This window comes from Arthrobacter sp. TMT4-20 (genome assembly GCF_054510775.1).
Window position 1 is genome coordinate 24194 of sequence record NZ_JBTNDW010000020.1, and the last position, 24251, is coordinate 48444.

The 24251-nt window shown below is 64.4% G+C and carries 21 protein-coding genes; 13 read left to right on the forward strand and 8 right to left on the reverse strand.

The genetic code is table 11. The features are described from left to right. Positions 1 to 50: 50 nt before the first annotated feature. Together ACX80Z_RS14950 and ACX80Z_RS14955 are read left to right on the forward strand one after the other, a co-directional pair. A complete protein-coding gene (locus ACX80Z_RS14950; RefSeq protein ID WP_019482321.1) occupies positions 51 to 698 on the forward strand; it encodes a DedA family protein in 648 nt (215 codons plus the stop codon). Continuing rightward, positions 649 to 1839, forward strand: coding sequence for a hypothetical protein (locus ACX80Z_RS14955; protein WP_459316417.1), 1191 nt, complete (start codon positions 649 to 651; stop codon positions 1837 to 1839). The genes ACX80Z_RS14950 and ACX80Z_RS14955 overlap by 50 nt, the downstream gene beginning before the upstream one ends. Here the strand turns inward: ACX80Z_RS14955 and ACX80Z_RS14960 are convergent. From ACX80Z_RS14960 to ACX80Z_RS14970, 3 genes are all read right to left on the reverse strand, one after another. Continuing rightward, positions 1781 to 2086: a hypothetical protein gene (locus tag ACX80Z_RS14960; protein WP_083850855.1), complete on the reverse strand. Its 306-nt coding sequence runs from the start codon at positions 2084 to 2086 to the stop codon at positions 1781 to 1783. The two genes, ACX80Z_RS14955 and ACX80Z_RS14960, sit on opposite strands and share 59 nt — an antisense overlap. 335 nt (positions 2087 to 2421) lie before the next feature. Then, positions 2422 to 3585 carry an acyl-CoA dehydrogenase family protein gene (locus ACX80Z_RS14965; protein WP_459316418.1) on the reverse strand — a complete coding sequence of 388 codons (1164 nt, stop codon included), beginning with the start codon at positions 3583 to 3585 and terminating at the stop codon, positions 2422 to 2424. 32 nt (positions 3586 to 3617) lie between these two features. Then, positions 3618 to 4394 (reverse strand): 3-hydroxyacyl-CoA dehydrogenase, encoded by a 777-nt coding sequence (locus ACX80Z_RS14970; protein ID WP_019482317.1) that lies wholly within the window; start codon positions 4392 to 4394, stop codon positions 3618 to 3620. 169 nt (positions 4395 to 4563) lie between these two features. Between ACX80Z_RS14970 and ACX80Z_RS14975 the strand changes: the two genes are divergently transcribed. Beyond that, entirely contained in the window at positions 4564 to 5709 is a 1146-nt protein-coding gene (locus tag ACX80Z_RS14975; RefSeq protein WP_459316419.1) for a glycoside hydrolase family 76 protein, read from the forward strand. Here the strand turns inward: ACX80Z_RS14975 and ACX80Z_RS14980 are convergent. From ACX80Z_RS14980 to ACX80Z_RS14995, 4 genes are all read right to left on the reverse strand, one after another. Continuing rightward, positions 5661 to 6728 carry an ABC transporter ATP-binding protein gene (locus ACX80Z_RS14980; protein ID WP_019482315.1) on the reverse strand — a complete coding sequence of 356 codons (1068 nt, stop codon included), beginning with the start codon at positions 6726 to 6728 and terminating at the stop codon, positions 5661 to 5663. The genes ACX80Z_RS14975 and ACX80Z_RS14980 overlap by 49 nt on opposite strands. After that, positions 6725 to 8317, reverse strand: coding sequence for an ABC transporter permease (locus ACX80Z_RS14985; RefSeq protein ID WP_459316420.1), 1593 nt, complete (start codon positions 8315 to 8317; stop codon positions 6725 to 6727). Before ACX80Z_RS14985 ends, ACX80Z_RS14980 begins: the two co-directional genes overlap by 4 nt. A gap of 26 nt (positions 8318 to 8343) precedes the next feature. Then, positions 8344 to 9399, reverse strand: a complete 1056-nt coding sequence (locus ACX80Z_RS14990) for an iron ABC transporter substrate-binding protein (RefSeq protein ID WP_024475952.1) — start codon at positions 9397 to 9399, stop codon at positions 8344 to 8346. A gap of 112 nt (positions 9400 to 9511) precedes the next feature. Beyond that, on the reverse strand, positions 9512 to 10102 hold the full coding sequence (locus ACX80Z_RS14995) for a YdeI/OmpD-associated family protein (RefSeq protein WP_024475951.1): 591 nt from the start codon (positions 10100 to 10102) through the stop codon (positions 9512 to 9514). A gap of 65 nt (positions 10103 to 10167) precedes the next feature. Here ACX80Z_RS14995 and ACX80Z_RS15000 point away from each other — a divergent pair, with 65 nt between their 5' ends. The 6 genes from ACX80Z_RS15000 to ACX80Z_RS15025 all read left to right on the forward strand — a co-directional run bounded on the left by ACX80Z_RS15000 (position 10168) and on the right by ACX80Z_RS15025 (position 15697). Further along, complete coding sequence (locus tag ACX80Z_RS15000; RefSeq protein ID WP_459316421.1) at positions 10168 to 10824, forward strand: VOC family protein; 657 nt, start codon at positions 10168 to 10170, stop codon at positions 10822 to 10824. A 127-nt stretch (positions 10825 to 10951) separates the two neighbouring features. Then, on the forward strand, positions 10952 to 11491 hold the full coding sequence (locus ACX80Z_RS15005; RefSeq protein WP_019482310.1) for an NUDIX hydrolase family protein: 540 nt from the start codon (positions 10952 to 10954) through the stop codon (positions 11489 to 11491). A gap of 3 nt (positions 11492 to 11494) precedes the next feature. Continuing rightward, on the forward strand, positions 11495 to 12346 hold the full coding sequence (locus ACX80Z_RS15010) for a DUF6707 family protein (RefSeq protein WP_459316422.1): 852 nt from the start codon (positions 11495 to 11497) through the stop codon (positions 12344 to 12346). 40 nt (positions 12347 to 12386) lie between these two features. Beyond that, entirely contained in the window at positions 12387 to 13202 is an 816-nt protein-coding gene (locus ACX80Z_RS15015; RefSeq protein WP_459316423.1) for an SRPBCC family protein, read from the forward strand. A 19-nt stretch (positions 13203 to 13221) separates the two neighbouring features. Next, positions 13222 to 14466 carry a tRNA guanosine(34) transglycosylase Tgt gene (tgt, locus tag ACX80Z_RS15020; RefSeq protein WP_459316424.1) on the forward strand — a complete coding sequence of 415 codons (1245 nt, stop codon included), beginning with the start codon at positions 13222 to 13224 and terminating at the stop codon, positions 14464 to 14466. A 274-nt stretch (positions 14467 to 14740) separates the two neighbouring features. Continuing rightward, on the forward strand, positions 14741 to 15697 hold the full coding sequence (locus tag ACX80Z_RS15025; RefSeq protein WP_459316425.1) for a type IV toxin-antitoxin system AbiEi family antitoxin domain-containing protein: 957 nt from the start codon (positions 14741 to 14743) through the stop codon (positions 15695 to 15697). A gap of 75 nt (positions 15698 to 15772) precedes the next feature. On the opposite strand, the gene ACX80Z_RS15030 is transcribed toward ACX80Z_RS15025, so the two are convergent. Next, on the reverse strand, positions 15773 to 16486 hold the full coding sequence (locus ACX80Z_RS15030; protein ID WP_024475947.1) for a queuosine precursor transporter: 714 nt from the start codon (positions 16484 to 16486) through the stop codon (positions 15773 to 15775). A 144-nt stretch (positions 16487 to 16630) separates the two neighbouring features. Between ACX80Z_RS15030 and thiD the strand changes: the two genes are divergently transcribed. From thiD to ACX80Z_RS15050, 4 genes are all read left to right on the forward strand, one after another. After that, positions 16631 to 17455: a bifunctional hydroxymethylpyrimidine kinase/phosphomethylpyrimidine kinase gene (gene thiD / locus ACX80Z_RS15035; RefSeq protein WP_459316426.1), complete on the forward strand. Its 825-nt coding sequence runs from the start codon at positions 16631 to 16633 to the stop codon at positions 17453 to 17455. Next, positions 17452 to 18933, forward strand: a complete 1482-nt coding sequence (locus ACX80Z_RS15040) for a polysaccharide pyruvyl transferase family protein (protein ID WP_459316427.1) — start codon at positions 17452 to 17454, stop codon at positions 18931 to 18933. Before thiD ends, ACX80Z_RS15040 begins: the two co-directional genes overlap by 4 nt. A 9-nt stretch (positions 18934 to 18942) precedes the next feature. Further along, positions 18943 to 19932, forward strand: coding sequence for a glycosyltransferase family 2 protein (locus ACX80Z_RS15045; RefSeq protein ID WP_459316428.1), 990 nt, complete (start codon positions 18943 to 18945; stop codon positions 19930 to 19932). A gap of 298 nt (positions 19933 to 20230) precedes the next feature. Beyond that, a complete protein-coding gene (locus tag ACX80Z_RS15050; protein WP_459316429.1) occupies positions 20231 to 24124 on the forward strand; it encodes a S8 family serine peptidase in 3894 nt (1297 codons plus the stop codon). Positions 24125 to 24251 lie beyond the last annotated feature (127 nt).

The window sequence follows — 24251 nt, forward strand, 5'->3', positions numbered from 1 at the left end:
CGGTTCCCTGCTCTAGACCGCACCCCGCAGGACCCCTGTAGATTGGGACGGTGGACCTCACCGATCTCGGAGCATGGTCACCGCTGTTCCATCCTCTGACCTTCGTCATCGTGGTGATCGACGTGTTCATTCCAGCTGTGCCCTCCGAATTTTTGGTAATCGCGTCGGGCACCATGGCGTCCGAAGGTGCCCTGCTGCTGCCCGTCGCCCTGTTGACGGCCACCCTGGGAAGCTGGCTGGGCGATATCATCCTGTACCTGCTGTTCCGCAACCGCCTGACCTCGTGGTTAGACAAGTTCAAGTGGGGGCGCAGCATCCATCGGAGCATCCGGGGCGCCGTGGAAAAGGCCGGGAAGTCACCGACTTACGCCGGGCTCATTGCCCTCCGGTTCCTTCCTGCTGGCCGTTCTGCGGGCGTCGCGGCGGCAGGCATCGCTAATCTTCCGATCCGCCCCTTCCTCGTGTGCGCCGCCGTCGGGGGCATCCTTTGGGCCTCCTGGCTGGTGATGCTCGGGTATATCACGGACGTCACCACAGGCTTCCCGTTGTGGGTCAGTGCCCTCCTGGGAATGGGTGTAGGTACGCTGGTGGGACTTGTCATTGCCGCATTCCTCGCGCTCAAGCAACGCCGGAAGGTTAAAACCACTAATGAGCACCCCGACCCCGCCCGTTCCCCGACTGCCGAACAAACCGACTAGTTCGCCAGCCGCGGCGCAGGATTCCCGGGAGCCGCACTCCTCCTCGGACGAAACCGGACACGGTCAGGTGTCTCCCGCGTTGGAGCGCCTGCGGGCTGGCCGCCCCAAAATCGGATTAGCCAGCGGGCCGACGGCGGAGCACGCCCCGGGCTCGATCGCTGCCCCTGCACCCGATGCTGGCCCCCGGCCGCCCGCGGGGGAACGACGGAGCGCGTCCCGTGCTGCTGCTCGCCGAGCAGCGCGGGGCAGCAGCACCGTCATTCAGAGTGTCAGGTCGTGGGACCCGGACCTGGTCAGGCGGATCGCAGTCACAATCGTGGTGATTGGATCGACTCTGGGCACCGCCAATGCCGCAGGGGCCTTCGGCGGACCGGATATCCGGGAGGCTTCATTGGGTACATTCGATCCCGCGGCGACGCTGGTCTCACCCGCCTTCCCTGCACCCTATTTGTGGCTGGTGATCGGGGCCGGGTTGCTCGGCTACACCGCGCACCAGTGGCTGCCGTCCCAACGGCGTAGTCCCCGGCACCGGGTGCTTGGCTGGCTGGTCGTGGCTTCGCTGCTCGTCACACTTGCGTGGGCGCTCACCCTCCAGCAGGCCAACGCGACGGCGAGCCTGGTGCTGATCTGGCTGCTGGTGGTTCTTCTGCTGGGTGCCCTGCGGTGGCTCAACCGCTACCCGGCGCAGACCAGGACTGAGGCTGCCCTCGTGGACGTCCCGCTCGGGCTGTTCCTCGGCTGGGCTGGGGTCACCGCAGTGGTCCACACCGGAGCGGTGCTGACGGTCCTGGAAGTCGACTGGCTTGGGTGGGGTGCCCAGCGTTGGGCCCTGATCGGAGTCATCCTGCTCATTCTGGCGGCGATGGCCGTATGCATGACGGATCGTGGCCGGATCGCCGTCGCTATGGCTGTGGTCTGGGGAGTGACGCTGATAGTGCCCGAGCGGTTGTTCGGCGACCTGCAATCAACCCCCGTGGCCTTCGCTGCCGGGCTGGGTGTCTTCTTCCTGATCATCTCTGCCGGATCGCGGCGGCACCGGGTGGACCACGCCTACCGTCGCGAGTTGCGCGCACGACAGATGGCTACAGTCGCTCCCATCGATTTCTACGACGACGGAGAACCCGCAGGATCCCCACTGTAGCCACCCGCTCCACTGCGTGGCGCATGTTCACTGCAGCGCTGATTGCCTGCCGGGCCCCGGTCTCGTAGTCGGTTTCCTCGACCAGGAACCGGAGTGTGATCCGAGGTACTCCCGCCACCACGTCCAGCTGCTTTGCTTCCACCAGGTGGGCCGCCCCCAGAGCGGCCGTAGCGGAATCCATCACCGCCTCCGGTGGATGGCCGGGGAGCAATCCCATGATGTCGAGTTGGGCACGGAACGAGGGCATCCCCCCAGTCTGCCACCGCTGGCCCTCTAGTCGCGGTCCTCACGTGGGGCGGTCACCAGGTCTTCGGCGGAGCCGATCCCCGACGCGTCGGGAACAAGCGCTGCTTTCCCAGCCGGCGGCGCGTTCGGCGATAGTGACAAGCTTCTGATGATCGACGGCGAACTGCACCCCTGCTTTGGGCACGAGGACGACTTCCGGATCAAGTCCCTAGTTCGAGCCTCGGATCGGGTGGCTCAGGGATTTCATTGTGTCGTTGACGATCCACCTAAGCAGGGTGGCGACCCACAGTGACTGCCCGATGTGATTCAGGTACCAGATGGGACAAGTTCAGTCTTTTAGTTGATCGCCGAAAGCCCTGTGATCGCCCGACCGACAATGAGGGTGTTGATTTCATAGGAACCCTCATAGGTGTAGATTGCCTCGGCGTCGGCGAAGATTTTGCCCATCCGGAAGTCGGTGGTGATGCCGTTGCCGCCGAGGATCCCGCGTCCCAGTGCGACGGTTTCCCGCATTCGTGCGGTGGTGTAGGCCTTGGCCAGCGCTGCCTGCGGCATGTCCCCTCCGCCGTCCTCCTGCAGCTGGGCCACCCTCGCCATCATCCCCAGGCTGGCCGTGGTGTTGCCGAGCATCCGCACCAGTTGGTCCTGCACCAATTGGAAACCGCCGATGGGGCGACCGAACTGGTGGCGCTCCACCGCGTATTGGCGGGCGACGTCGAAAGCGGCCAGCTGCTGGCCCACCGCCTGCCAGCCGACGAGGATCCGGGAGCCGAGCAGCAGCCGACGGGTATCGGCGAAGGTACTGATACCGGCGAACCGGTCCGCTTCGGGGACCCGCACATTGTCGAGCACGATGTCGGCGTTTTGGACGGTGCGCAATGCGATCTTGTTCTCGATCCGGGTGCGGGTTATCCCCGGCAGTGTTGCGTCCAGAATGAAGCCCCTGATGCTTCCGTCGGCGGTGTCTTTGGCCCAGAGCAGCATGTAGTCGCAGAAGGTCCCGTTCCCGATCCAGCGTTTGGCTCCGTTGAGGACCCAGGTGTCGCCGTCGCGCGTGGCCGTCGTGGACAGGCCTCCCGCCACGTCCGACCCGTGCAGCGGCTCGGTGAGCGCAAACGCGCCGGTAATCTTCAGGTCCATCGCGTCCTGGAGGAGACGGGCCTTCTGATCTTCGGACCCGAACTCGTGCAATGCTTCGACAAACAGGTCGTGGTGCACCATGAAGAACGTGGCCAGGGACGTGTCTGCGCGGGTCATTTCAGCGATGACCATGCCGCCGAAGAGGTAGCTGTACCCCTGTTGGACGGGCGTGCTCAGGTTCAATGCGGCGAGTTTGGGCAGCACCTCGATGGGAAACTCGGCCCGGTTCCACCACTCCTCCGCCGACGGAGCGACCTCCTTGGCGAGGAAGTCACGGACGTCGTCGAGTTTGGCGCTTTCGGTGGGACTGAGGAGGGATTCGAAGCCCATAAAATCGGCGGTGGGGAGGGTGCTCTCCATTGAGCTGTTCCTTTCTGGGCTGCGCTGGGCAGCTATTTCGGCGCCATCCGGATGGCACCGTCGAGGCGAATCGTTTCGCCGTTGAGCATCTGGTTCTGCACGATGTGGGAGACGAGGGCTGCGTACTCGGCGGGCTTGCCGAGCCGGGACGGGTGAGGGACCTGGGCGCCGAGGGAATCCTGCGCCTCCTGGGGCAGCCCCGACATCATTGGGGTCTCGAAAATCCCTGGCGCGATGGTGACCACCCGGATCAGCGACCGGGCCAGTTCACGCGCGATGGGCAGGGTCATCGCGGCGACGGCACCCTTGGAGGCGGCATAGGCTGGCTGGCCGATCTGACCGTCGAACGCTGCGACTGACGCGGTGTTCACAATGACCCCGCGTTCAGCCGAGCCGTCCTCCGGTGTCACGGGATCGGTTGCTGCCATAGCCTCCGCGGACAACCGGATCACGTTGAAGGTGCCGATCAGGTTGATGTTGATGACCTTGGTGAACTGCTCCAGGGGAAGTACCCCGTCACGTCCGAGGACCTTCCCGGGGGTGGCGATCCCCGCGCAGTTGACCACTGTGCGAAGCGGGCCGAGGGCAACAGCAGTATCGACCGCAGCCTGGACCTGTGCTGGATCGGTGACGTCTGCCGGGGCAAACACGGCCCGGTCGCCCAGCGCGGCAGCGAACTCGGCGCCGGCCGACTGGGGCAGGTCCACCAGCACCACGGTGGCGCCTTCGCCGTGCAGTTGCCTGGCAGTGGCCTGTCCCAGGCCGGAGGCTCCTCCGGTGATCAGGGCCACAGTGTGGTTGATGTCCATGAAGTCTCCTCGAGTTGGTGCCATTGGGCGATTTGCCGCCATTTGGTGCTGGGATGGAACCTGATGCCCACTAAACATTACTGTGACGTAGCCCATACTGCATCCGGGGTGGCCGGGAATTGGCAGATTGCTCAATACGGGTACCGCGCTGTCCGGCTAGGGTGGTTTTATGCTCAATTCGCGGGAGGAACACCCGGTCCGTACAGCCGGGTTGCGGGCTCGGGCCGCAGCTGAATCCGTGGGGTTCAGATTCGGTCATCGGCTGTGGGGTCTGCCGGGCACCCACCTCGGCGCCGTGCGTTTTCCTCCCGGGCGCGGCCTGTCCCCCTGGCACTATTGGTGGCAGGCTCATTACCTTGACGCACTGGTGGATGCGGCCCTGCGCGAATCCGATGAGCGTGCCGCCGAAAAGCAGGCTGTCACGGCACACCGGCTGCTCCGGAGCATCTACTTACGCAACGGACTGCGCTGGACCAACTCTTATTACGACGATATGGCGTGGCTTGCGCTCGCCGCCGATCGGTTCCGTCAGCTGGGGCGCGGCGGTGGACATCCCGGCTCGCCTCTGGTGCGGGCGCTTCGGTCTGCGCACACCCCCGAGCTCGGCGGCGGGCTGTACTGGAACACCGACCGTGACTTCAAGAACACCCCGGCCACGGGACCCGCCGCCCTGTTGTTCGCCCGGCGAGGCGATACGGTCCGGGCCCAGGAGCTGGTCGACTGGCTGCAGGGTCGCCTGCAGGATCCCCGCACCGGGTTGTTCCAGGACGGTATCCGGATCGCTGGCGGACGCGAGAGGCTGATACCAACCATCTACACCTATAACCAGGGGCCCGTGCTTGGTGCCCTCCTGGAACTCGGTGGGCCGGATAACCTGTCCAGTGCTGAAGACCTGATCCTCGCCGTCGACAAGCAGCTGACGCACGACTGCGTGCTGCGGACGCATGGTGGGGGCGACGGCGGATTGTTCACCGGAATTCTGGCCCGCTACCTGGCTGTCGCTGCTGCGACCCCCGCCCTGCCGTCCGCGACACGGCGCACCGCCGGAGCACTGGTGACGACGACGGCCGAGACGCTGTGGACCGGACGGACTGTACCTGACGGGACGCCAGCGCCGAAGGGGAAGACGGCCCGCGGCGGCGCCAGCCGCCGTCGTTCTCCTGCGGCGGGTGTGCTGGAATTCCCGGCAGGAACCGGGGCCGACGCTGGCACCCGGGGCTCCGAGCTGTCGACGCAGCTGCAGGCGTGGATGATTCTGGAAGCCGCCTACCGGGTGACCGCGGGCGTCGGCACTGAGGCCGAAACCACCGGATAGGCCAGCGCCCGGTGCCTGATGCCCACCGTCACCCGGTCCCCGCGGCGCGGCAGATCGGGGGCGGCGACCCGTGCGCGCACGGTGAAGCCGGACGGCAACTCGAGACCGACCAGGGCATCGTGGCCCGCGTAGGACACTGCGGTGACTGTCGCATCCGTCCCGCCAGCCGTCACATCCAACCATTCCGGGCGGAGCATGACGCACACCGGTGAACCGTCCACCGGTTCGCTGCCGTCGGCCATCTCGGCCTCCACCAGCCCCAGAGCACACTGCACCCGGCCGCCGGCCCACAAACCATCCATTTCCACGGTGTCCCCGACGAAGGCTGCCACCCAGCGGCTGATCGGGCGCTCATACACTTCGTGGGGCGTGCCCCACTGGAGGATCCGGCCCTCCCGCATCACCGCAACATAGTCGGCCAGGGACAACGCCTCCTCCTGGTCGTGGGTGACGAGCAGGCTGGTGTTGCTTTGGCCTCGCAACAGGTCCGCGACCTCCCGGCGAAGGGTTGACCGGAGTTGGGGGTCCAGGGCAGCGAACGGCTCATCGAGGAGCACCAGATCGGGCCGTGGTGCGAGGGACCGGGCTAGTGCCACCCGTTGCGCCTGGCCGCCGGAAAGCTGGGAAGGTGCCCGGTCGATCAGTTCGCCGAGGCCCACCATCGCGGCGAGGTCCGCGATCCGCCCGGACCTGCCAGCGCTCCGCTTCAGCCCGAAACCGATGTTCTCGCCGACCGTCAGGTGAGGGAAGAGTGAGGCGTCCTGCGGCACCCAGCCGACGCCCCGCTTCTCGGGCGCCCGTTGGACCGTAGGAGAAGAGAGGAGATTCTCGCCCACCCGGATGGTTCCACCCGCCGCCGGGAGCAATCCGGCGATGGCTCGCAGCAGGGTGGTTTTGCCACAACCGCTCGGGCCCAGGACAGCGGTGAGCGATCCCCTCGGGATCTCCAGGTGCACGCCGTCGAGCACCGTCGTGCCCCCGTAGGCAACGCTCAGCCCATCAATGACTACCCAGCTCACAAGTCCTCCTTCGCTACGCCCCGGAATCCAGAAAGCACCACCGCCGGGACGGCGGCGAGCAGCACCAGGGTGGCCGCGTAGGGTGCGGCAGCCCCATACTCGAACACTGTGGTCCTGGACCACAGTTCTGTCGCGAGGGTGGCGGTGCCGGTGGGGCGCAACAGCAGCGTCGCAGGCAATTCTTTCATGACCGAGATGGCTACCAGCAGCGCGCTAACTCCGATACCGGGCAGCGCCAGCCGCGCGGTCACCCGCCACCAGGTCTGCAGCGGGGACAACCCCAGCATTCGGGACACGTCAACCAGGTTTTCCGGCACCGCGGCTATCCCGTTGCGCATGGTGCCGATAGCCTTCGGCATGAACAGGACGGCGTACCCGAAGATCAGCACCACTACGGTTTGGTACAGGATTGGGACCGCCCCAAGCGCGAAAAACACCAGCGACAGACCCACCACAATACCGGGGAGCGCGTGCCCCAGGAACCCGACCGCCTCGACTGCCGCGATCAGGCGCCCACGATAGCGTGCGGCCAGGACGGCGATGGGGAGGGCCAACACCACTGCTGCGACGGCCCCGGCTGCGGCGAGTCCCAGCGTGGCCCCAATCGCCTCAATCAGGCGGCTGACGTCCATCTCGCGCAACGTGGCCGCGTCCAGCAGGCGGCTGGTGAGTCCTCCGACGGGCACGACGACGGCAACCACTGGGGCCGCCAGCACCAGGGCCAGCGCCCCGGCGAGCCAGCGCCGGGGCGCGACCAGCGGCACCCTGCCGCGGCCTGCCCCCTGGCTGACCCGGCCACGGAACCGTTTCTCCCCCGCCACCACCGTCAGCGCCAGGACAACGAGCATGAGCGCAAGCAGCGCCGCCTGGTTGCGGTCGAAGCTTGCACCGTAGGCCGAATTGATGCCCCAGGTGAGGGTCTGGTATCGCAACATGGACACCAGCCCGAAGTCCGAGAGTGTGTACAGGGCAACGAGGAGGGCGCCCGCGGCGGCCGCAGGCCTGACCCTCGGCCAGGTCGCGGCTTTGAACGCTCCCCAGGGACCGCGGCCCAGCGTGCGGGCCACCGCCTCGAGATCGCCCGAGGCGCCTCGGAGCGCTGCGGCAACCGGCAAGGTGACATAGGGCGTGCAGACGGCCGTCATGATCAGCCAACTCGCAAAGAATCCGTCGAGGGTCGGCAACCAGACCAGCCAGCCGTAGGCAGCGAGGTAGGAGGGGACGGCGAGCGGCAAAGCTGAGATCAGGAGCATGGCGCGGGGTGCGGGGATTCTGACCCGGGTCAACACCCACGCCGATGCGGTACCCAGCACCAGGCATGCGATGGTCACCGATGCCGCCAGCAGGACCGAGTTCAGCGCAAGCTGCAGGACCCTGGCCCGCAGGAGCGTGTCGACGAGTTCGGTGAACCCGGCGTCGGTGGTGCGTGCGACGAGGTAGACCAACGGGATCGCTGCCGTGGTGGCAGCCAGCATGGCCAGAAGCAGCAGCCAGGCGGGAGGCTTGACCCAGGGGGCACGGCCGGTGCCGGGCGCACGAACTGAACGCGCCGGCGTGCTGCTGGCGCGTCCAGTTCGGACGAGGGTCATTCGAGGGTCACCGGCTCCTACCTAGATCAGATCAGCCCATGCTTGCTGAGCAGTTCCTGGGTCTGTTCCAGGGATTCCAGATCCGAGAGGTCCAGGTCCGGGTTGACCAGCGAATCCAACGCTGGCAATCCCTCGGGTGCGTCAATACCGTCCGCGAGCGGGTACTCGAACGTTTCATCGACGAAGTACTGCTGCGCTTCAGCCGAGACCAGGAATTCGACGAACTTGAGGGCGTCGGCGTCCTGCGCGGCGTTGGACAGGATGCCCGCACCGGTGACGTTCACGATGGAGCCTGGGTCTCCGGCTTCGGGGTAGGACAGCTGGGCGCGCATGTTTTCCTCGCCGGCCTCGGCTGCCTGGCGGAACCAGTAGTAGTGGTTGATCAAACCGGTTTCAACAACTCCCTCGTTCACAGCGGTCAGGACAGCCCCGTTGTTCTCGAAGATCTGTGGGTCGTTGGCCGCGAGCGCCGATACCCATTCATCGGCTGCCTCTTCACCGTTCAGCACCCGGTAGGCCGTGACGAAGGCCTGGAAGCTGGCGTTCGATGGGGCTACCCCCACCCGACCGGACCATTCGGGTTCGGTCAGGTCATCCACGGAGACTGGGACCTCCTCAGCCGTCAGCTCCTCGCCGTCGTACACGATGACGCGGGCCCGGCCCGTGACACCCACCCAGCTGTCATCCGTGGAGGTGAATCCGTCGGGAACGGTGGCCGCGAGGTCCTCCGGGAGGGTACTGAACAACCCGGCGCTGCTGAGAGCGCCGAGGGCCCCCGCGTCCTGGGAAAGGAAGACCTGGGCCGGCGTCTGCTCGCCTTCTTCCAGGAGGAGTGCACCGAGTTCGGCGGTGTTCCCGTAACGCACGTCCACCTCAACGCCCGTGGATTCTTCGAACATGTCGATCAGTGGCTGGACCAGTGCTTCGTCGCGGCCGGAGTAGAGGGTGAACGCATTGTCGCTCTCCAACTCGGCGGCTGGTGCTGGATCCGTTTGATCGGAGCCTGATTCGGTCGTCGCCCCACAGCCCACGAGGGCGAGGATGGTGGCGCCAGCGGCTAGGGCAGCAAATCTGTTGGTCATGAGTGTGATGTCTCCGAAGATATTCCAGTATTGGAGTGTTGGTAAGGATTACCTTACACGGGAATTTTTCGAATTAGTCACAGAAGTGTGCCCTAATTGGTTTTGTGACGGCTCAGGGTAGCTTCCGCTGTGGATACAAAGTCTCGTGTCGAGCGAGCATTGCCACGAACTTGGCGATGTTCCGTTCCCTGGCGGCTTCGGTTTTCAGCTGGGTCAGACGGAAGATCAGGGCGTACCTGTTTTGTGAGGTCAGAACATCGAACATGGCCTGTGCTTCCGGTTCGGCGGCAATGGCCGCGGCTAGGTCGTCCGGAACCTCAGCAGTGGCCGGCCCAGCGTAGGCCCGCTCCCATCGACCATCGGCTTTCGCGGCGTCGACGGCGGCCTGCCCTGCCGGCATCATCCGGCCTTCAGCCGTGAGGCGTTCAATGAAGCCAATGTTGCGTACCGACCAGATGCTGCGCGGGCCGCGCGGGGTAAACCGCTGGAAGCTACTCCCCTCGTCCCGCCGTCGGGCCTGGCCATCGATCCAGCCCACGCACAGTGCCTCATCCAACGCCGCGGCGTAGGTCAGCCCGGTGACGGAGCCGCCCTTCTTGTGCAGGATCAGCCAGACTCCCGGGGAGACGGAGTGATTGGCGCCAAGCCATTCCTTCCACGCCGACGCATCGGGAACCAACAGTTCGGGCAGTTCAGCCTTCATGGGGTTACTGTAAACCTTCATGCTCGGCCGAGCTTCCCGACCCCCAGAATCCGTTGAGGCCTCACATGCTGCGCGTTCGCCCCACCCTGATCACCACCGACCCCCAGCTGCTGGGAGACCTGCTTCCGGCCCTGGGAATGGTCCAGCAGCAGGGGACTGCTTTCTTCGACGCGGGCGGTGGCCGGATCGCGCTCCAGCCGGGCACCGCCGAACTGACGCTGTTGGGCTTCGAGGCGGGAGTTCTCGAAGAGTTTGCCCGCCGCACCGCAGAGAGCGGAACAGCAGCGGAAGTGATCAGGGATGCGGCTGGCATGACGGCTGTCCGGGTCGAGGCGCCGGGACAAACCATCCCCGTCGATCAGGGCGAACGGCTCCTGGACCCCAACGTGGATCACGCCTTGACCGTTGTCTGCATCTGGTCGACCCCCGACCCGCTGAGGGCAGCCAGGATGCTCAGAGACATTGGGGCACGCCCCCACGGCCCGGCGGCCGAAGCAACGGATTTCACCGCCAAGAACGGCGGCCGGGTGGTCGTACGGACCGGCGGACACCAGTACTTCCAGATGGGTTTTGACTATGCGGGCGACGTCGCGGACCTCCGGCTCCGGGTGCAGCACGCCGGCTTCTCCGCCGAAATGTCAGGGACGGGCAGGAACCGCATCCTGACCGTGCCTGTCTCAGCGCACCGGTCATTCACCATCAGTGAGCGGCCGGAAGGCTGAGCTGACGGCGGGCGGCCACCCCCGGCGATCACTGCATCAGGGGTGTGCTGCGGTCTGGCAATTCAGCCAATGGCCGAAGTGCAGCGCGCCGCCCGCCGTCGACGGCTTGTCTGCGATAAAACAAGGTATGAACGTTCGCACCCCAGACCCCAATCCCGGGTGGCTTTCAGAGGATGACCTCTACGAAGCCCGCCGCCGCCTCCCCATGGTCTATGTGGAGGCCATCCCGGTGCGGTGCGACTCGCTCGGTTATGTCACTGAGGTGGGTTTGCTGTTGCAGGCCAACGATCAGGGTGAAATGGTCAGGACGTTCGTCTCTGGTCGGGTGATGTATCGGGAAACTATCCGCGCCGCGCTGGTGCGGCATCTGGAGAAGGATCTGGGGCCGTTCGCCCTGCCGCAGTTGCCGCCCTGCCCGACGCCCTTCACCGTCGCGGAGTATTTCCCTTCACCGTCGGAAACCGGCATGACCGATGACCGCCAGCACGCCGTCGCCCTCGCCTACCTGATTCCTGTCACCGGTGAATGCCAGCCGCGCCAGGATGCGCTGGAGCTTTCCTGGATGACCCCCGATGAGGCGTTAAGCGATGGTGTTCAGGCAGAGTTCTCCGGCGGGCGCGGCGGACTGCTCCGTCAGGCGTTGGCCTACGCGGGCTGGGGACGCTAACCAGTGACCGGCAACCGTAAACCCACGCGTATCCGACGGGTTGGCGCCGAGGCCGTCACCGCCGGTCACCACATCATTGGACCGGCGGGCGCGGACCCCGCAGAGGTGGTGGAAACCGACATTGAGACGGACGATTTCGGGACTCCCGCCGTCGTCGTCGCGACCCTGGAGTCCGGCGACACCCTGCGGATCGCGGCCGGGTCGCAGGTCCAGATCACCGTCGACGACGGCGCGCCGGTGGTAGGTGCCATCCCCGCCCAGGATGGGACCCCCGAGGCTGTCATCGCCCACGCCGTGTCGGTGCATCCCGAAAGCGCCCAGTTGCAGGGTCTTGCTGACCGGCTCACCAAGGGCGTGAACTTCAAGTCGGGAAGCAACCTGCAGGATGTGCACGATCTCGCGGTGAGCCTTCTGGTTGACTTCGCCGACGCCGCAAACGCGCTCCGGGTCTGCGACCTGTTGACCCCGCTCCCCTTCGACGGCAATTTCGGGCGGTGGAAGTGGATTGAGGGAGCGTTGGCGCTGGCCTCCTACCTCGCCTACGACGACGGCGACGTCGCCCGCTCGGAGGCCTATTCGGCGTCTCTCCGTACCGCCGACGACGCCGAGACGGACCCTTTGAAAGCCAAGCTCGCTGCTGCGGTCCGGCAGCGCCAACTGAACGCTCCCAACCTTTACGACCCGGAGATCAGCCGCGCAGCAGCCGCGGGGGATGCCGCCGTCGAAAGGGCTTGGCGCGTGGTGCGGCTGTCGTCTCTGTTGTACCTGCGATCCCACGGCGGATCCGAGACGCTGACCGCTGATGAACTGACCCGGCGGATCCACAACGAATTGGTGGCGATCCGCGCCCTGTAGGGCTCTGGAGTGAAACCTGCTGCGGGAGTAGAGTGTCGCCATGAATCACTCATCGGCCCCCTCCGGCACCAGCAGCGCTGTCGGGAAAGATGGGGTAAATCCTCTCAGCGTCCACATTAACGCCGACGCCCGCCAGGTCTGGGTGATGCTCCGCGAGCCAGCCAAGGTCGCCCAGTGGCACGGCTGGGACTACGACGGGCTGGCTGAGGAGATCCGCCTCATCTTCTTCTCGCCGGGGGTAACTGAAGGCCAGGATCACCGTTCCCTGACCCTCGAGGACGGAGACACGTTCCTGTTGGAGCCGGGCCCGGATGGAACGGTCGTCACGGTGGAACGTGGGTTGCCCGAACCGGAGTCGGAGATGGCCGACTGGTATGCGGACATCACCGAGGGATGGATCTCGTTTCTCCAGCAACTGCGGTTCGCGCTGGAGCGGCATCCCAACACCGACCGGCACACAGCGTTTTTCGCGGGCACCCCCTCCGACGGACAAGCCATCGCTGACCGGCTGGGAGCCGGATCGGTGGGCGAACCCGGTGACCCCTATTCCCTCACCCTGCCGGGTGGGCAGGAGATCACCGGCCGGGTGTGGTTCCGCACCGAACACCAGCTGGGGCTGACTGTGGCCCAGTACGCCGAGCACGGCGACGGACTGCTCATCCTCGCCGAACAGCCTGTGACTGAAGGGGTCCGCGACGAGCCGTCGTCGCTGGTCATCGCCTCGACCTACGCGCTGGGCGCCAAGGCGCTGCATAGCGTATGGGACGGGTGGGAAGCGGTGCGCCGCGACCACTACCCCGATGCTGACCCGCTTGTCACTTCAGCCCTGGGGCGGGCCGGAAAGCCGTCCACGTAATTGCTGGCAAAATGGGTTGGTGCCAACCGATACCCAGCAATCCACTTTCACCTTCACCGTCAACGAGCGGTTGAGCGACCCGACAGGTAAACCGTTGCACGGGCGCACCGGGACCATCAGCACCCCTCACGGCGAAATCCGCACCCCGGCCTTCATCGCCGTCGGCACCAAAGCCTCGGTCAAGGCAGTGCTTCCCGAGTCGATGCAGGAGTTGGGGGCGCAGGCACTCCTCGCGAACGCCTACCACCTGTATTTGCAGCCCGGTCCTGAGATCCTCGACGCGGCTGGCGGGCTGGGCCGCTTCATGAACTGGGATGGGCCAACCTTCACCGATTCGGGCGGCTTCCAGGTGATGAGCCTGGGATCCGGATTCAAGAAGGTCATCACCATGAACGTCGCCGACGCCGAGGGGGGCGGCTCCGACCACCGGGTGGCCGCCGGCAAGGAGCGGCTCGCCCACATTGACGACGACGGCGTGTGGTTCAAATCGCACCTCAACGGAGACCGGCACCGTTTCACCCCGGAGATTTCGATGCAGGTCCAGCATCAGCTCGGCGCCGACATCATGTTCGCGTTCGACGAACTCACCACGCTGATGAACTCCCGCACGTATCAGGAAGAGTCGCTGGAGCGCACCCGGTTATGGGCGGAGCGCTGCATCGCCGAACATGACCGGCTGACCGAGGAACGGGTGGGAAAGCCGTACCAGGCGCTGTTCGGCGTCATTCAGGGCGCCCAGTACGAGGATCTTCGACGCAAGGCTTCCCGGGACCTTGGCGGCATGGGCTTCGACGGGTTCGGGATCGGCGGGGCGCTGGAAAAAGAGAACCTTGGGACCATTCTGGGCTGGTGCGCTGATGAGCTGCCGGAGAACAAGCCCCGGCACTTGTTGGGGATCTCGGAACCAGACGATCTGTTCACCGGCATCGAGAACGGCGCCGACACCTTCGACTGCGTCTCCCCCACCCGGGTAGCCCGCAACTCAGCCTTCTACACCCCCGATGGGCGGTGGAATCTGTCCAACGCCCGGTTCAGGAAGGACTTCACACCGCTGGTGGACGGCTGCGACTGCTACACCTGCACCAACTACACCCGGGCCTACATCCACCACCTGTACAAGGCGAAGGAAATGGTCTCGGCCACCCTCATCTCCATCCACAATGAGCGGTTCATTGTGAAACTGGTTGACGACGCCCGCGACGCAATCGGCAACGGCACCTTCTTCGACTTCAAGGCTGAGGTGCTTGGCCGCTACTACGCCTAGCCCCTCCCCGGCCCCGCCCGCGCATCCTCCCGCGCACCTTCCCGCGCAAAAGAGTGGCTGCCCCGAGCCCGCGGCCCACAAAAGTGGCTGACCCGCACGTTAGTGGTTGCCCAGCAGCGACCCTGCACGTGCGCCACTTTTCCGGGTGCGGCAGGGCGTCACGTCGGCGTCCCCCGCGGCCCGACTCCTCCTCCACAGCCATCAACCGCGCCGAGTTGTCCACATAACGGCGTCGACCCACCCCATCGAGTTTGGATCGGCGCATGCTGGCTGCATGAACATCGAGTGCCCGCCCTGGCTAAAGGCCTCCACGAGTCCGTGGACCACTGAGGAACTCGCCGAGCGAAACGTCAGCGATCGGCAGATTGCCCGGTTCGTCCAGGGCGGAGATCTGGTCCGGTTGCGACGCGGCTGTTACCTTTCCGGCCAGCTCTGGCAGCAACAGTCGCCTGAGACCCGGGCCCTGCAACGCATCTACGCTCATCATCACGCGCTGCTGCCCACAACACGGAGGGGGATGGTGTACAGCCATACCTCGGCTGCCCGCATCCATGGCCTACACCTATGGAAGGTTGATGACCTCGTCCACCTCACCCAGGGGTTTCCGACCAGCCCACACGGGCATGGTCCGGACGTCCGGGCCCATTACTCGTCACTGTCACCCCAGGACGTTTCCTCCGGGAAGGGCCTGCGAATCACAGCCCTGGAGCGCACCGTGGTGGACTGTGCCCGAATACTTTCCTACCGCCAGTCGCTCATCATCGCCGATCACGCGCTGCAACTCGGCGGAAACCAGTCCCTGATGCAGGACATCGCCTTGCAGCTCTCCGGCCACAAGGGCATTGCCAACGCTCGGGCGATCACCGCCAGAGCCAGCACTTTGGCAGAGTCCCCGGGCGAGACCTTGACCAGACATTTTCTCCACCGGATGGGGCTGCCGATGCCGGAGGAACAGGTCTCTGTCCGGACCAGGCACGGCGATCACCGGCTCGACTTTGCCTGGCGGGAGCTTCTGTTGGCCCTTGAGTTCGACGGCAGGATCAAGTATTTCGACTACTCCCCGACGCAGGAGGTGTTGTTCGAGGAGCGCCGCCGGGAAAAGGCCTTGATGGAGGACGGCTGGCAGTTCATCCGCATCGAATGGGCGGACCTCTTCCGTGAGGCAGAGCTTAAGGCACGCATCCTGGTGGCTCTGCACCGCGCGCGCTCATTGCACCGGAAAAGTGCGTGACCTGCAGACGAGTGGCCGCCCCACCACTCGTCTGCGGCTCCGGCACTTTTCCGGGTGAGCGTGAGACCGGGACCGTTAGGACGCGGCGTAACTCGGTTCGCGCTTTTTGATGGCCTTGATGACCAGCGTCGTGACCGGCACGAACAGCACCTCGATGAGGGTTTTATACAGAAAGCCGAAGAGCAGGTAATTGAGGAACCCGCTGAAGGTGGTGATACCGATAACCGACGCAGCAATGGCACAAAAAATCAGGGTGTCAGCGAACTCGCCGACCACTGTCGAGCCGAGCAGCCGGCCCACTAGACCGCGCTCGCCGAAGCGCCCCTTCATTTTGACCAGGACCCAAGCGTTGAGGGTCTGACCGACGGCGAAGGCCAGGAGGGAGGCAAGCACAATCAAGGGAACCGGCCCGAGCGCTCCTTCAAGGGCAGCCTGCTTCGAGGTGCCGAAGTCGTCGTCGAACCCGGGCAGGGCGATGATGACCAGGTAGCAGAGCGAGGCGAACGCCGACAATACAAAGGTCACGATGATCGCCAGCCGGGCGGCTTTGAAACCGTACACCTCGCTGATGACGTCGCCGAGGATGTAGGCCAGCGGGAAGAGGAAGAATCCGCCGTCGGTGATGATGCTGAAGTCACCAATAATCGGACCGATCAGCACACCTTTGGAGGCCCCAATATTGGACAGCAGCACGACGACGGCGAGGGTCGCCAGCATGATCGCGAAGTAGGTACTGCCCGAGGAGGCAAATTTGGCGCGGGTTTTTTCCTGCAGTTGAGTCAACGTCATCTCATTCATCGAAGTGGTTCGCGGACACGATTGGGTCCGCTGTATTAGCACTGATGCCCGGCTGCCCCCGGGCAGTCCAATTCTGCCACGCCCGCGGTGCGCCCTGAACTGGCCGCCCCGCCCGAAAGTAGGCAGACTGTACAAATGCCCCTAACTCATTCCGCCCCCGCAGTGACTCTCACCATCGCCGGATCCGAGGCGACCGGTGGGGCTGGCGCCCAGGCGGACCTCAGGACCTTCCAGGAACTCGGCGTTTTCGGCATCGCGACGCTGACCTGCATCGTGTCGTTCAATCCGAAGGACAACTGGACCCATCGTTTCGTGGCGGTCGAGCCGCAGGTCATCGCCGACCAGTTGGAGGCAGTCCTGACCTGTTACCCCGTGGAAACCGTCAAGATCGGCATGTTGGGCACTCCGGCAACCATTGACACTGTTGCGACGGCGTTGAAGAGCCAGCAGTGGCGCAACATCGTGCTGGACCCGGTGCTGATCTGCAAGGGCCAGGAGCCCGGCGCCGCGCTCGACACGGATCAGGCACTGAAGGCCAACATTCTCCCGCTCGCAACTGTTGTCACTCCCAACCACTTCGAGGCGGAGTCGTTGTCGGGCATGACCATCAACAGCATCGAGGATCTGCAGGAGGCCGCCAAACGGATCCATGAGATCAGCGGCGCCGTCGTCGTCGCCAAGGGCGGCATCCGCCTGGAAGGTGAAAACGCCGTCGACGTCTACTTCGATGGCACTACCCTGGAGCTGCTGTCAGCCCCGAAGGTCGGCGAAGTAGCTGTCAGCGGCGCGGGCTGCACCCTCGCCGCCGCCATTGCTGCGGAACTGTCCAAGGGCGCCAGTCCTCTTGATGCGGCTCGAACAGCCAAGAGTTTCGTGACCGAGGCGATTCGTCACAGGTTGTCCTCGCAGGCACCATTCGATGCAGTCTGGCAGGGCGGCGCCGCCGGGATCCCCGCATGAGGGTAGCGATTCTGGGCGATATCGGACAGCGCATCTACCACGTCGGCGACGATGCAATGACTCATGCCGCGGTGGATGAACTCGCCGCCCGCGGCATCAAGGACGTTGTCCTGCTCAGCCGGAACGCAGCTGACACGACCGGTCGGTTCGGCACCGAGGCAGCGCCGACCATCGAATTTCCGTGGCCGTACGCCGACTACCAGCATTACCTCAGCGAGATACTCTCACTCCTCAACGGCGAGCCTCATAGCCTTGCCGACAACGACCAGGTGCACGGGCTCATCGAGACCATCCGCGGCTGCGACTCAGTGCTGATCGCAGGGGGCGGCAACATGAACTCGGTGTACGGCTGGCTGCTCTACGAACGCGCAGCGGTCACCGCGATTGCGCGGCACCTCGGCAAGGCAGTGGTGATTGCTGGCCAGACCATCGGGCCTATGCTGTACGGCGCTGACCGTGAAGTGGCAGTACAGATGCTCTCCCGCGCCGCTCTGGTAGGTGCACGTGAGGACAGTTCGCTCAGCCTCGGACGGGAGTTGGCAGGATCCAGCGTGGTGCGGTGCCTTGACGATGCTTCCTTCCTCGCGTCCAACACCGCCGCCCGGCAGCAGCCCGACGACGGCGGTCACCCGCAGGGAAGCACCCCACCTGCGGCCTCCTATATCGTTGGCACCTTCGCCGGCAACACTGGCGCCTGTCCCCGCGACCAGTTCGTAACGGCCGTCGCGAAAGCCCTGGACGACGCGGCCGACCTCACCGGCCTGCCGGTCCTACTCCTGCCCCACATGGCTGTTGAGGGTGAGGGCGGCATCGATGAGGCAATACACGCGGAGATTGCAGCAGCGATGACTTCCTCCGTCCAGTCACAACCCATCGCCTCGGCGCGCGACACCGCAGTCCTCACCTCCCGGGCAGCCCTGGTGGTCACGTCGCGGTATCACCCGGTGGTTTTCGCCCTCGACGGCGGCGTCCCCACGGTTGCCTTGTCCCTCGATGAATACAGCGACGTGCGGTTGCGTGGGGCCCTCGCCAACTGGGGCCTGGCCGACTTCGCTCTGCCCCTGCCATCGCTGCTCGACGGCACGATCGGGCAGGCCCTCCGTGAGGCCTGGCAACGCCGCACAGACATAGCGGAACAGGTGCAGTCCCTCCGACCCCAGAAGCTCACCGAATCCTCCGCCTGGTGGGACTCAGTGGTTGGGACCCTGCAAGGCAAGTCAGCCAAGGTTCAGTCGCCGTTGCCGCACCGCCAATGGGTCCCACGGGGAACTTGGTCCGCAGCCGCCGACACGGCGCGGGTAGTGTTCCTCCCGATGGCGGCAGAACTGGCTGACCTCCGCAAAGCCCGCGAGCACCTTGAGGGGGAAGCCGCCGCCGCCCGGGACGAGCTGCAAGGCTGGTTCAATTCCTCCAGTTTCAGGCTGGTCCGCAAACTAGCCTCCCTACGTACGCGGTTCCGACCGCGCAAAGCCGTCTAAGGACTTTCAGTGACACTCCCTCCTTCTCCCTCAGTCGCCGTTATCATGCGGTCCCGGAACCGGTCGGTGCTGCTGGACCGCGCACTGCGCGATCTCCTCGGCCAGTCCATGACCCAGTGGACCCTCGTCGTCGTGAACGACGGCGGCGACCGCGCCGAAGTGGACCCCGTGGTGGACCGCTACCGCTTGCAGCTCGGCGATCGGGTCCAGGTCATCCACCATGACGTGGCGCGCGGCATGGAGGCAGCCTCCAACGCCGGCATCAAAGCGTCGGACTCCGAGTTCATCGCCATCCACGATGACGACGACGAATGGCACCCTGAGTTCCTCGAACGGACCCTGGCTTATCTGGCGCACCACGACGACGCCGGCGTGGCTGTCCGCACCGAACTGGTCTACGAGCGGATCACCGACGGGACAATCGAAGAAATTAGCCGGGAGATTTTCCAGCCGCAGCTGCAGTCAATCACCTTGTTTGATACTCTCCGGCACAACCGGTGCGTCCCCATTTCGCTGCTTTATCGCCGTTCAGTTCATGACCGGATCGGCTATTACAATGAATCCCTCTCGGTAGTGGGCGACTGGGAATTTCAGCTCCGCCTGCTCCAGCAGCACACGCTGGGTTTCCTCGATGAGGAGCCGTTGGCGTTCTGGAACCAGCGAAAAGACGCGACCGGAGACCTCGGGAACAGCGTGATCGTTGGTGACGCCGAGCACAGGCGGCTGGATCAGTTGGTGCGCGAGATCCACCTCAAAGAGCACGTCAGCCAGTCAGGGCTGGGCTCACTGCTCTACCAGACGTCCTATCAGCAGCGCGAGTTCGACCACCTGCATCACCGGCAGAACTATTCGGAAGACCTCCTGCGCCAGATTCTCGAATCCAACAACCGGCTGGCCGAACGGGTGCAGCGGCTTGAGGAAGCAGTCAGCGACGCTAGCCTCGTCTCGCTGGTGAGGCGTCGCTATCGCGAGCTGAAAAACAGAATACTCGGGCGCTAGAAGCCCTGAATAGTCATCGATTTCACACCGCGTGGGCCTGCTCAGGGAATTACCAGGAAATTGCCTAACTTAACTAAGTTTTTTGTGTGGTAGCCGTTGACTTGTGACTGATCACACAGAAAGGTAGTACCGGTGGAGGGGGTCGGGCAACCGGCATCCACTGTTCAATAACTGCTGACGCAACTTGTTCATTCAGGGAACGTCACTCACATCTGTCATGGCCGTGTCAGCAGTACTTGCGGGGAGCTAATCACAGGTCTCAGCGGGTGGTCATGACTGAGCCTCACTAAGGAGAAGTATGAGCAAGTCATACCACCGGAATTCGGGGAAGGCTGTGTTGGCATCGCTAACTGGCCTTGTTCTGGCTTCCAGCATGTGGGCGCCTGCTTCGGCTCTGGAATCACCGTCATCGGGTGAACCCACAGCTGAGGGAATTGAGCTCCAGGCAGTACCCGATCTTAAGGTCAGCAGGGATCTGGCGGATCGGACAGGCCCCACAGCGGCCTATATCCAGTTCGCAGGAAAAGGCGCCTTCGAACAAACGCAGCCGGTAGCGGTTCGCAATGGAATTCAGTCCCCCGTCGATCGGACCAACGATGTTCTGAACATCAGGGCCGGAATTCAGGCCCAGGCCGATGAGGTAGCGGCCGAGGCGTCAGCCTCGCAGCTCTACACCACCACCAACACCATCCCTGGTGTTGCCATTCAAGGTGACGCCGAGGCAATCAAGGCACTTGCTGCCCGCCCCGACGTCGTGAAGATCACCGGTATTGTGCCGAAGACCGTGACCAACAAGGGCGCGGACATCGACACCCGCGCGCTTGATGCCTGGACCGCACGCGATCAGACCGGCGACGGCATCACCGTTGCCGTGCTGGACACCGGACTTGATTACACCCACTCCGGATTCGGCGGCCCGGGCACCATCGAGGCCTTCGAGCAGGCGCAGGCAGACCTGGTCCCAGACCCAGCTCTCTTCGACGCCGCTAAGTTTGTGGGCGGCTACGACCTGGTGGGCGACGACTATGACGCCGGTGACCCCGACAATGACATTCCTCAACCAGACCTCAACCCCCTCGACTGCCAGAGCCACGGTTCGCACGTCGCCGGTACCTCTTCGGGCTACGGCGTCAACGACGACGGCTCCACTTTTGACGGCGATTACGCCACCCTCGACGCCGACGGCGTCAACGCCATGCGGATCGGTCCCGGCTCGGCTCCCGAATCCCAGCTGGTCGCCCTCCGGGTCTTCGGCTGCACAGGTTCCAGCGCAGTTGTCGGTTCAGCACTCGACTTCGTGCTGGACCCGAACGGTGACGGCAACTTCGACGACCGCGCTCAGGTTGTCAACATGTCACTCGGCGCGGCATTCCCCGCCTATGACGATCCTGAAAACGACATCGTTAACGCTCTGACGGCTCAGGGCGTCCTTTCCGTTGTCTCCTCAGGCAACAGCGGCGACGTCTACGACATCGGCGGCTCCCCCGGCAGCTCAGAGTCCGCCCTGACCGTCGCCGCAAGCGTCGGTTCGCAGATCACCCTCGACCGGGTTGACGTGCTCGCACCTGACGACGTCGTCGGGCAGGCTGCTGGCCAGTACAGCGTCAACTACGACTACTCCACGGCCACTGAGGCAGAGCTCACGGGCACGGTCGTCAAGGCTGATCCCGCCAACGCGTTCGGTTGCCAGCCCTTCGCGCCGGGCACCTTCGACGGTGAATGGGTCTGGCTGCAGTGGGAAGAGGATGGAACATTCCCTTGCGGATCCGGTGTGCGTTTCAACAACGTTGAAGCCGCAGGCGGAGCAGGTGTGGTTCTCGACTCGCCCCGCTCAGTCTTCGAGTCCGGCATCGGCGGCAACGCCACCATTCCCGGCGTTCAGTTCAACGCCGAGTTCTCCGAGCAGCTGGAACCAGCAGCAGAAGCTGGCACCCTTGAGATTCGTCTCGATTCCGGTTACCAGGCAACTGCCGGCGGCAGCTCCGACGCACTCGACACGCTCGCAGCTTTCTCCTCCCGCGGCCTGCATGGCTCCAACGGAGTTGTGAAGCCCGACGTAGCAGCCCCCGGCGTCTCAACTGGTTCGGTCCAGGTTGGCACGGGAACCGGCGCATCGGTCAAGAGCGGCACCTCAATGGCAGCCCCACACGTGGCTGGCATCGCCGCCCTGCTGTATGCAGAGACCAACTTCAACCCGTATGAGATCAAGTCCATGATCATGAATACGGCCATCGCCGATCTGGTGACAGCCGACGGCGTCGAGTACGCCCCGAACCGCGTAGGTTCCGGACGCGTCGACGCCGTATTGGCACTGGACACCCCGGTCCTGGCCTACTCGACAGAACAGCCATCGCTCACCTCGGTGAACTTCGGGGTTCTGGAGCTCGGCAGCGAAGCGATGACCATGACCAAGCAGATCACCGTGGAAAACAAGTCGGACGACGTGATTCGCTACAGCGCCTCCTACCTTGAGGCGTCAACGATGCCAGGCGCCGAGATCAGTGTGACGCCGCAGGTGCTTGCGCCTGCAACGCTCACCAACGCCTTCGATGTTCCAGCCAACGGCACGGCAACTGTCGACGTCACGCTGACCATTGATGATCCAGCCGCCCTGGCGAAGACGATCGACCCGGCTGCTGAGGAAACTCAGTTCGGCGTTGCCCGTCAGTACCTTGCCGATGTGTCGGGCCGCGTGCAGTTCGCGAGTGAAGTGAACACGCTGCGTGTTCCCGTCTACTCAGCACCGAAGCCCACATCGGAAATCTCGGCTGGCGCCCAGATCATGTTCGAGAACGCCTCAACCCTTGAGAGCTCAGTAGTACTTGAGGGCCGTGGCCTGCTGCAGGGTGGATCGGATTCGCGCTATGCATCACTCGTGACCCCGCTGGTTCTTGGCGCTGAAAGCCCCCGGGCCGACGAGCGTCCGTTGGAGTCCCTGTATTCCCTGGACCTGCGCTCGGTTGGTGCCGCATCAACGGTTCCGGCAGTTGTCGCAGCCGGCGGCGAAGCAGAAGAAGGTTACCTGAACCTCGGTATCAGCACCTGGCAGAACTGGGCTCAGCTGGGTGGCAATAGCCAGGTTGCAGTTGAACTGGATCTTGACGGTGACACCGAAGCCGACATGGTGGTCATCACCCTGCGCCTCGACGACCTGGACATGATCCTGTTCGAGGTGGCACCGGTGCTTGACGATGGCTCGCTGGGCCAGGGCGACAGCCTGTACTTCGCCAACGGCGTCGACGGCAGCCTGGACACGAACACCTTCGACACCAACGTCGTCACTCTTCCTGTCCCGGTTGCTGACCTGGGCCTGGACCTGAGTGCTTCGGCTCCGATCCAGTACCGCGTCTCCACCGCCAGCCCGTTTAATGTGGACGAGGATGGCAACACCGCGGGATCGGTCGACGAGACCGAATGGATTGACTTCAACGTCACCGAGCCTGAGCTGTGGTTTGAAGGCGTCACCCCCGACACGGTATTCATTGCCGCCGAGGGTACAACGATTGGCGTCAACCGTCAGGAAGGCGTCACCGACGCCCGCGCGTTGTTCCTGCACCACCACAACGCAACGGGCCTGAAGGATGAAATCCTCGACATGCAGGTTGACCAGCTCCGGTTCCCGGATGTTGCGGGCAACGAGCATGAGGAAGCCATCAACTGGCTTGCTGACCAGGGCCTGACCAACGGCTACAGCGATGGCACCTACCGTCCGCTCGCTTCGATCAACCGCGACGCCATGGCGGCGTTCCTCTACCGCCTGGCCGGTGAGCCTGCTTTCGCAGAGCCCACCACCTCTCCTTTCGCTGACATCACCCCGGCGACCCAGTTCTACAAGGAGATGGCGTGGATGGCCGAAACCGGCCTGTCGACCGGCTACAGCGATGGCACCTTCCGTCCGCTCGCGCCCGTCAACCGTGACGCAATGGCGGCCTTCATGAACCGCTTCGCTGGCGAGTACTGCATCATCGCCGACGCAGCGGATTACGTTGCACCGCAGGTTGCACCGTTCCCGGACGTTCCGGTGAACGATCAGTTCCACCGGGAGATCTCCTGGATGGCTGAGAACAACATCACCCAGGGCTTCGACGACGGCGAGTACAAGCGCCTTCAGCCGGTCGCCCGCGACGCGATGGCAGCCTTCATCCAGCGTCTCGATGGTTACACCGAGGACAACGGCGGCTGCAACCCGTAACCACGGATAGCAAACGCTAGACAACAAAAAAGTGGTGGGGGGCCGGGAAAAGGGGGGCAACCACTTTTTTTTCCGAAAAGAGCCGGTCCAGAGGGTCGACCGTCTGGGGGATGACCTTTCTGGTGCC

Bases quoted from the DNA above. Each gene is read 5' to 3' on its own strand.
- ACX80Z_RS15040 (WP_459316427.1), top strand. From the start codon at position 17,452: ATGAGGGTAGCGATTCTGGGCGATATCGGACAGCGCATCTACCACGTC.
- ACX80Z_RS14975 (WP_459316419.1), top strand. From the start codon at position 4,564: ATGCTCAATTCGCGGGAGGAACACCCGGTCCGTACAGCCGGGTTGCGG.
- ACX80Z_RS14985 (WP_459316420.1), bottom strand. From the start codon at position 8,317: ATGACCCTCGTCCGAACTGGACGCGCCAGCAGCACGCCGGCGCGTTCA.
- ACX80Z_RS15030 (WP_024475947.1), bottom strand. From the start codon at position 16,486: ATGACGTTGACTCAACTGCAGGAAAAAACCCGCGCCAAATTTGCCTCC.
- ACX80Z_RS15050 (WP_459316429.1), top strand. From the start codon at position 20,231: ATGAGCAAGTCATACCACCGGAATTCGGGGAAGGCTGTGTTGGCATCG.
- thiD (WP_459316426.1), top strand. From the start codon at position 16,631: ATGCCCCTAACTCATTCCGCCCCCGCAGTGACTCTCACCATCGCCGGA.
- ACX80Z_RS14995 (WP_024475951.1), bottom strand. From the start codon at position 10,102: ATGAAGGCTGAACTGCCCGAACTGTTGGTTCCCGATGCGTCGGCGTGG.
- ACX80Z_RS15005 (WP_019482310.1), top strand. From the start codon at position 10,952: ATGAACGTTCGCACCCCAGACCCCAATCCCGGGTGGCTTTCAGAGGAT.
- ACX80Z_RS14965 (WP_459316418.1), bottom strand. From the start codon at position 3,585: ATGGAGAGCACCCTCCCCACCGCCGATTTTATGGGCTTCGAATCCCTC.
- ACX80Z_RS14990 (WP_024475952.1), bottom strand. From the start codon at position 9,399: ATGACCAACAGATTTGCTGCCCTAGCCGCTGGCGCCACCATCCTCGCC.
- ACX80Z_RS14960 (WP_083850855.1), bottom strand. From the start codon at position 2,086: ATGCCCTCGTTCCGTGCCCAACTCGACATCATGGGATTGCTCCCCGGC.
- ACX80Z_RS14955 (WP_459316417.1), top strand. From the start codon at position 649: ATGAGCACCCCGACCCCGCCCGTTCCCCGACTGCCGAACAAACCGACT.
- ACX80Z_RS15015 (WP_459316423.1), top strand. From the start codon at position 12,387: ATGAATCACTCATCGGCCCCCTCCGGCACCAGCAGCGCTGTCGGGAAA.
- ACX80Z_RS15000 (WP_459316421.1), top strand. From the start codon at position 10,168: ATGCTGCGCGTTCGCCCCACCCTGATCACCACCGACCCCCAGCTGCTG.
- ACX80Z_RS14970 (WP_019482317.1), bottom strand. From the start codon at position 4,394: ATGGACATCAACCACACTGTGGCCCTGATCACCGGAGGAGCCTCCGGC.
- ACX80Z_RS15025 (WP_459316425.1), top strand. From the start codon at position 14,741: ATGAACATCGAGTGCCCGCCCTGGCTAAAGGCCTCCACGAGTCCGTGG.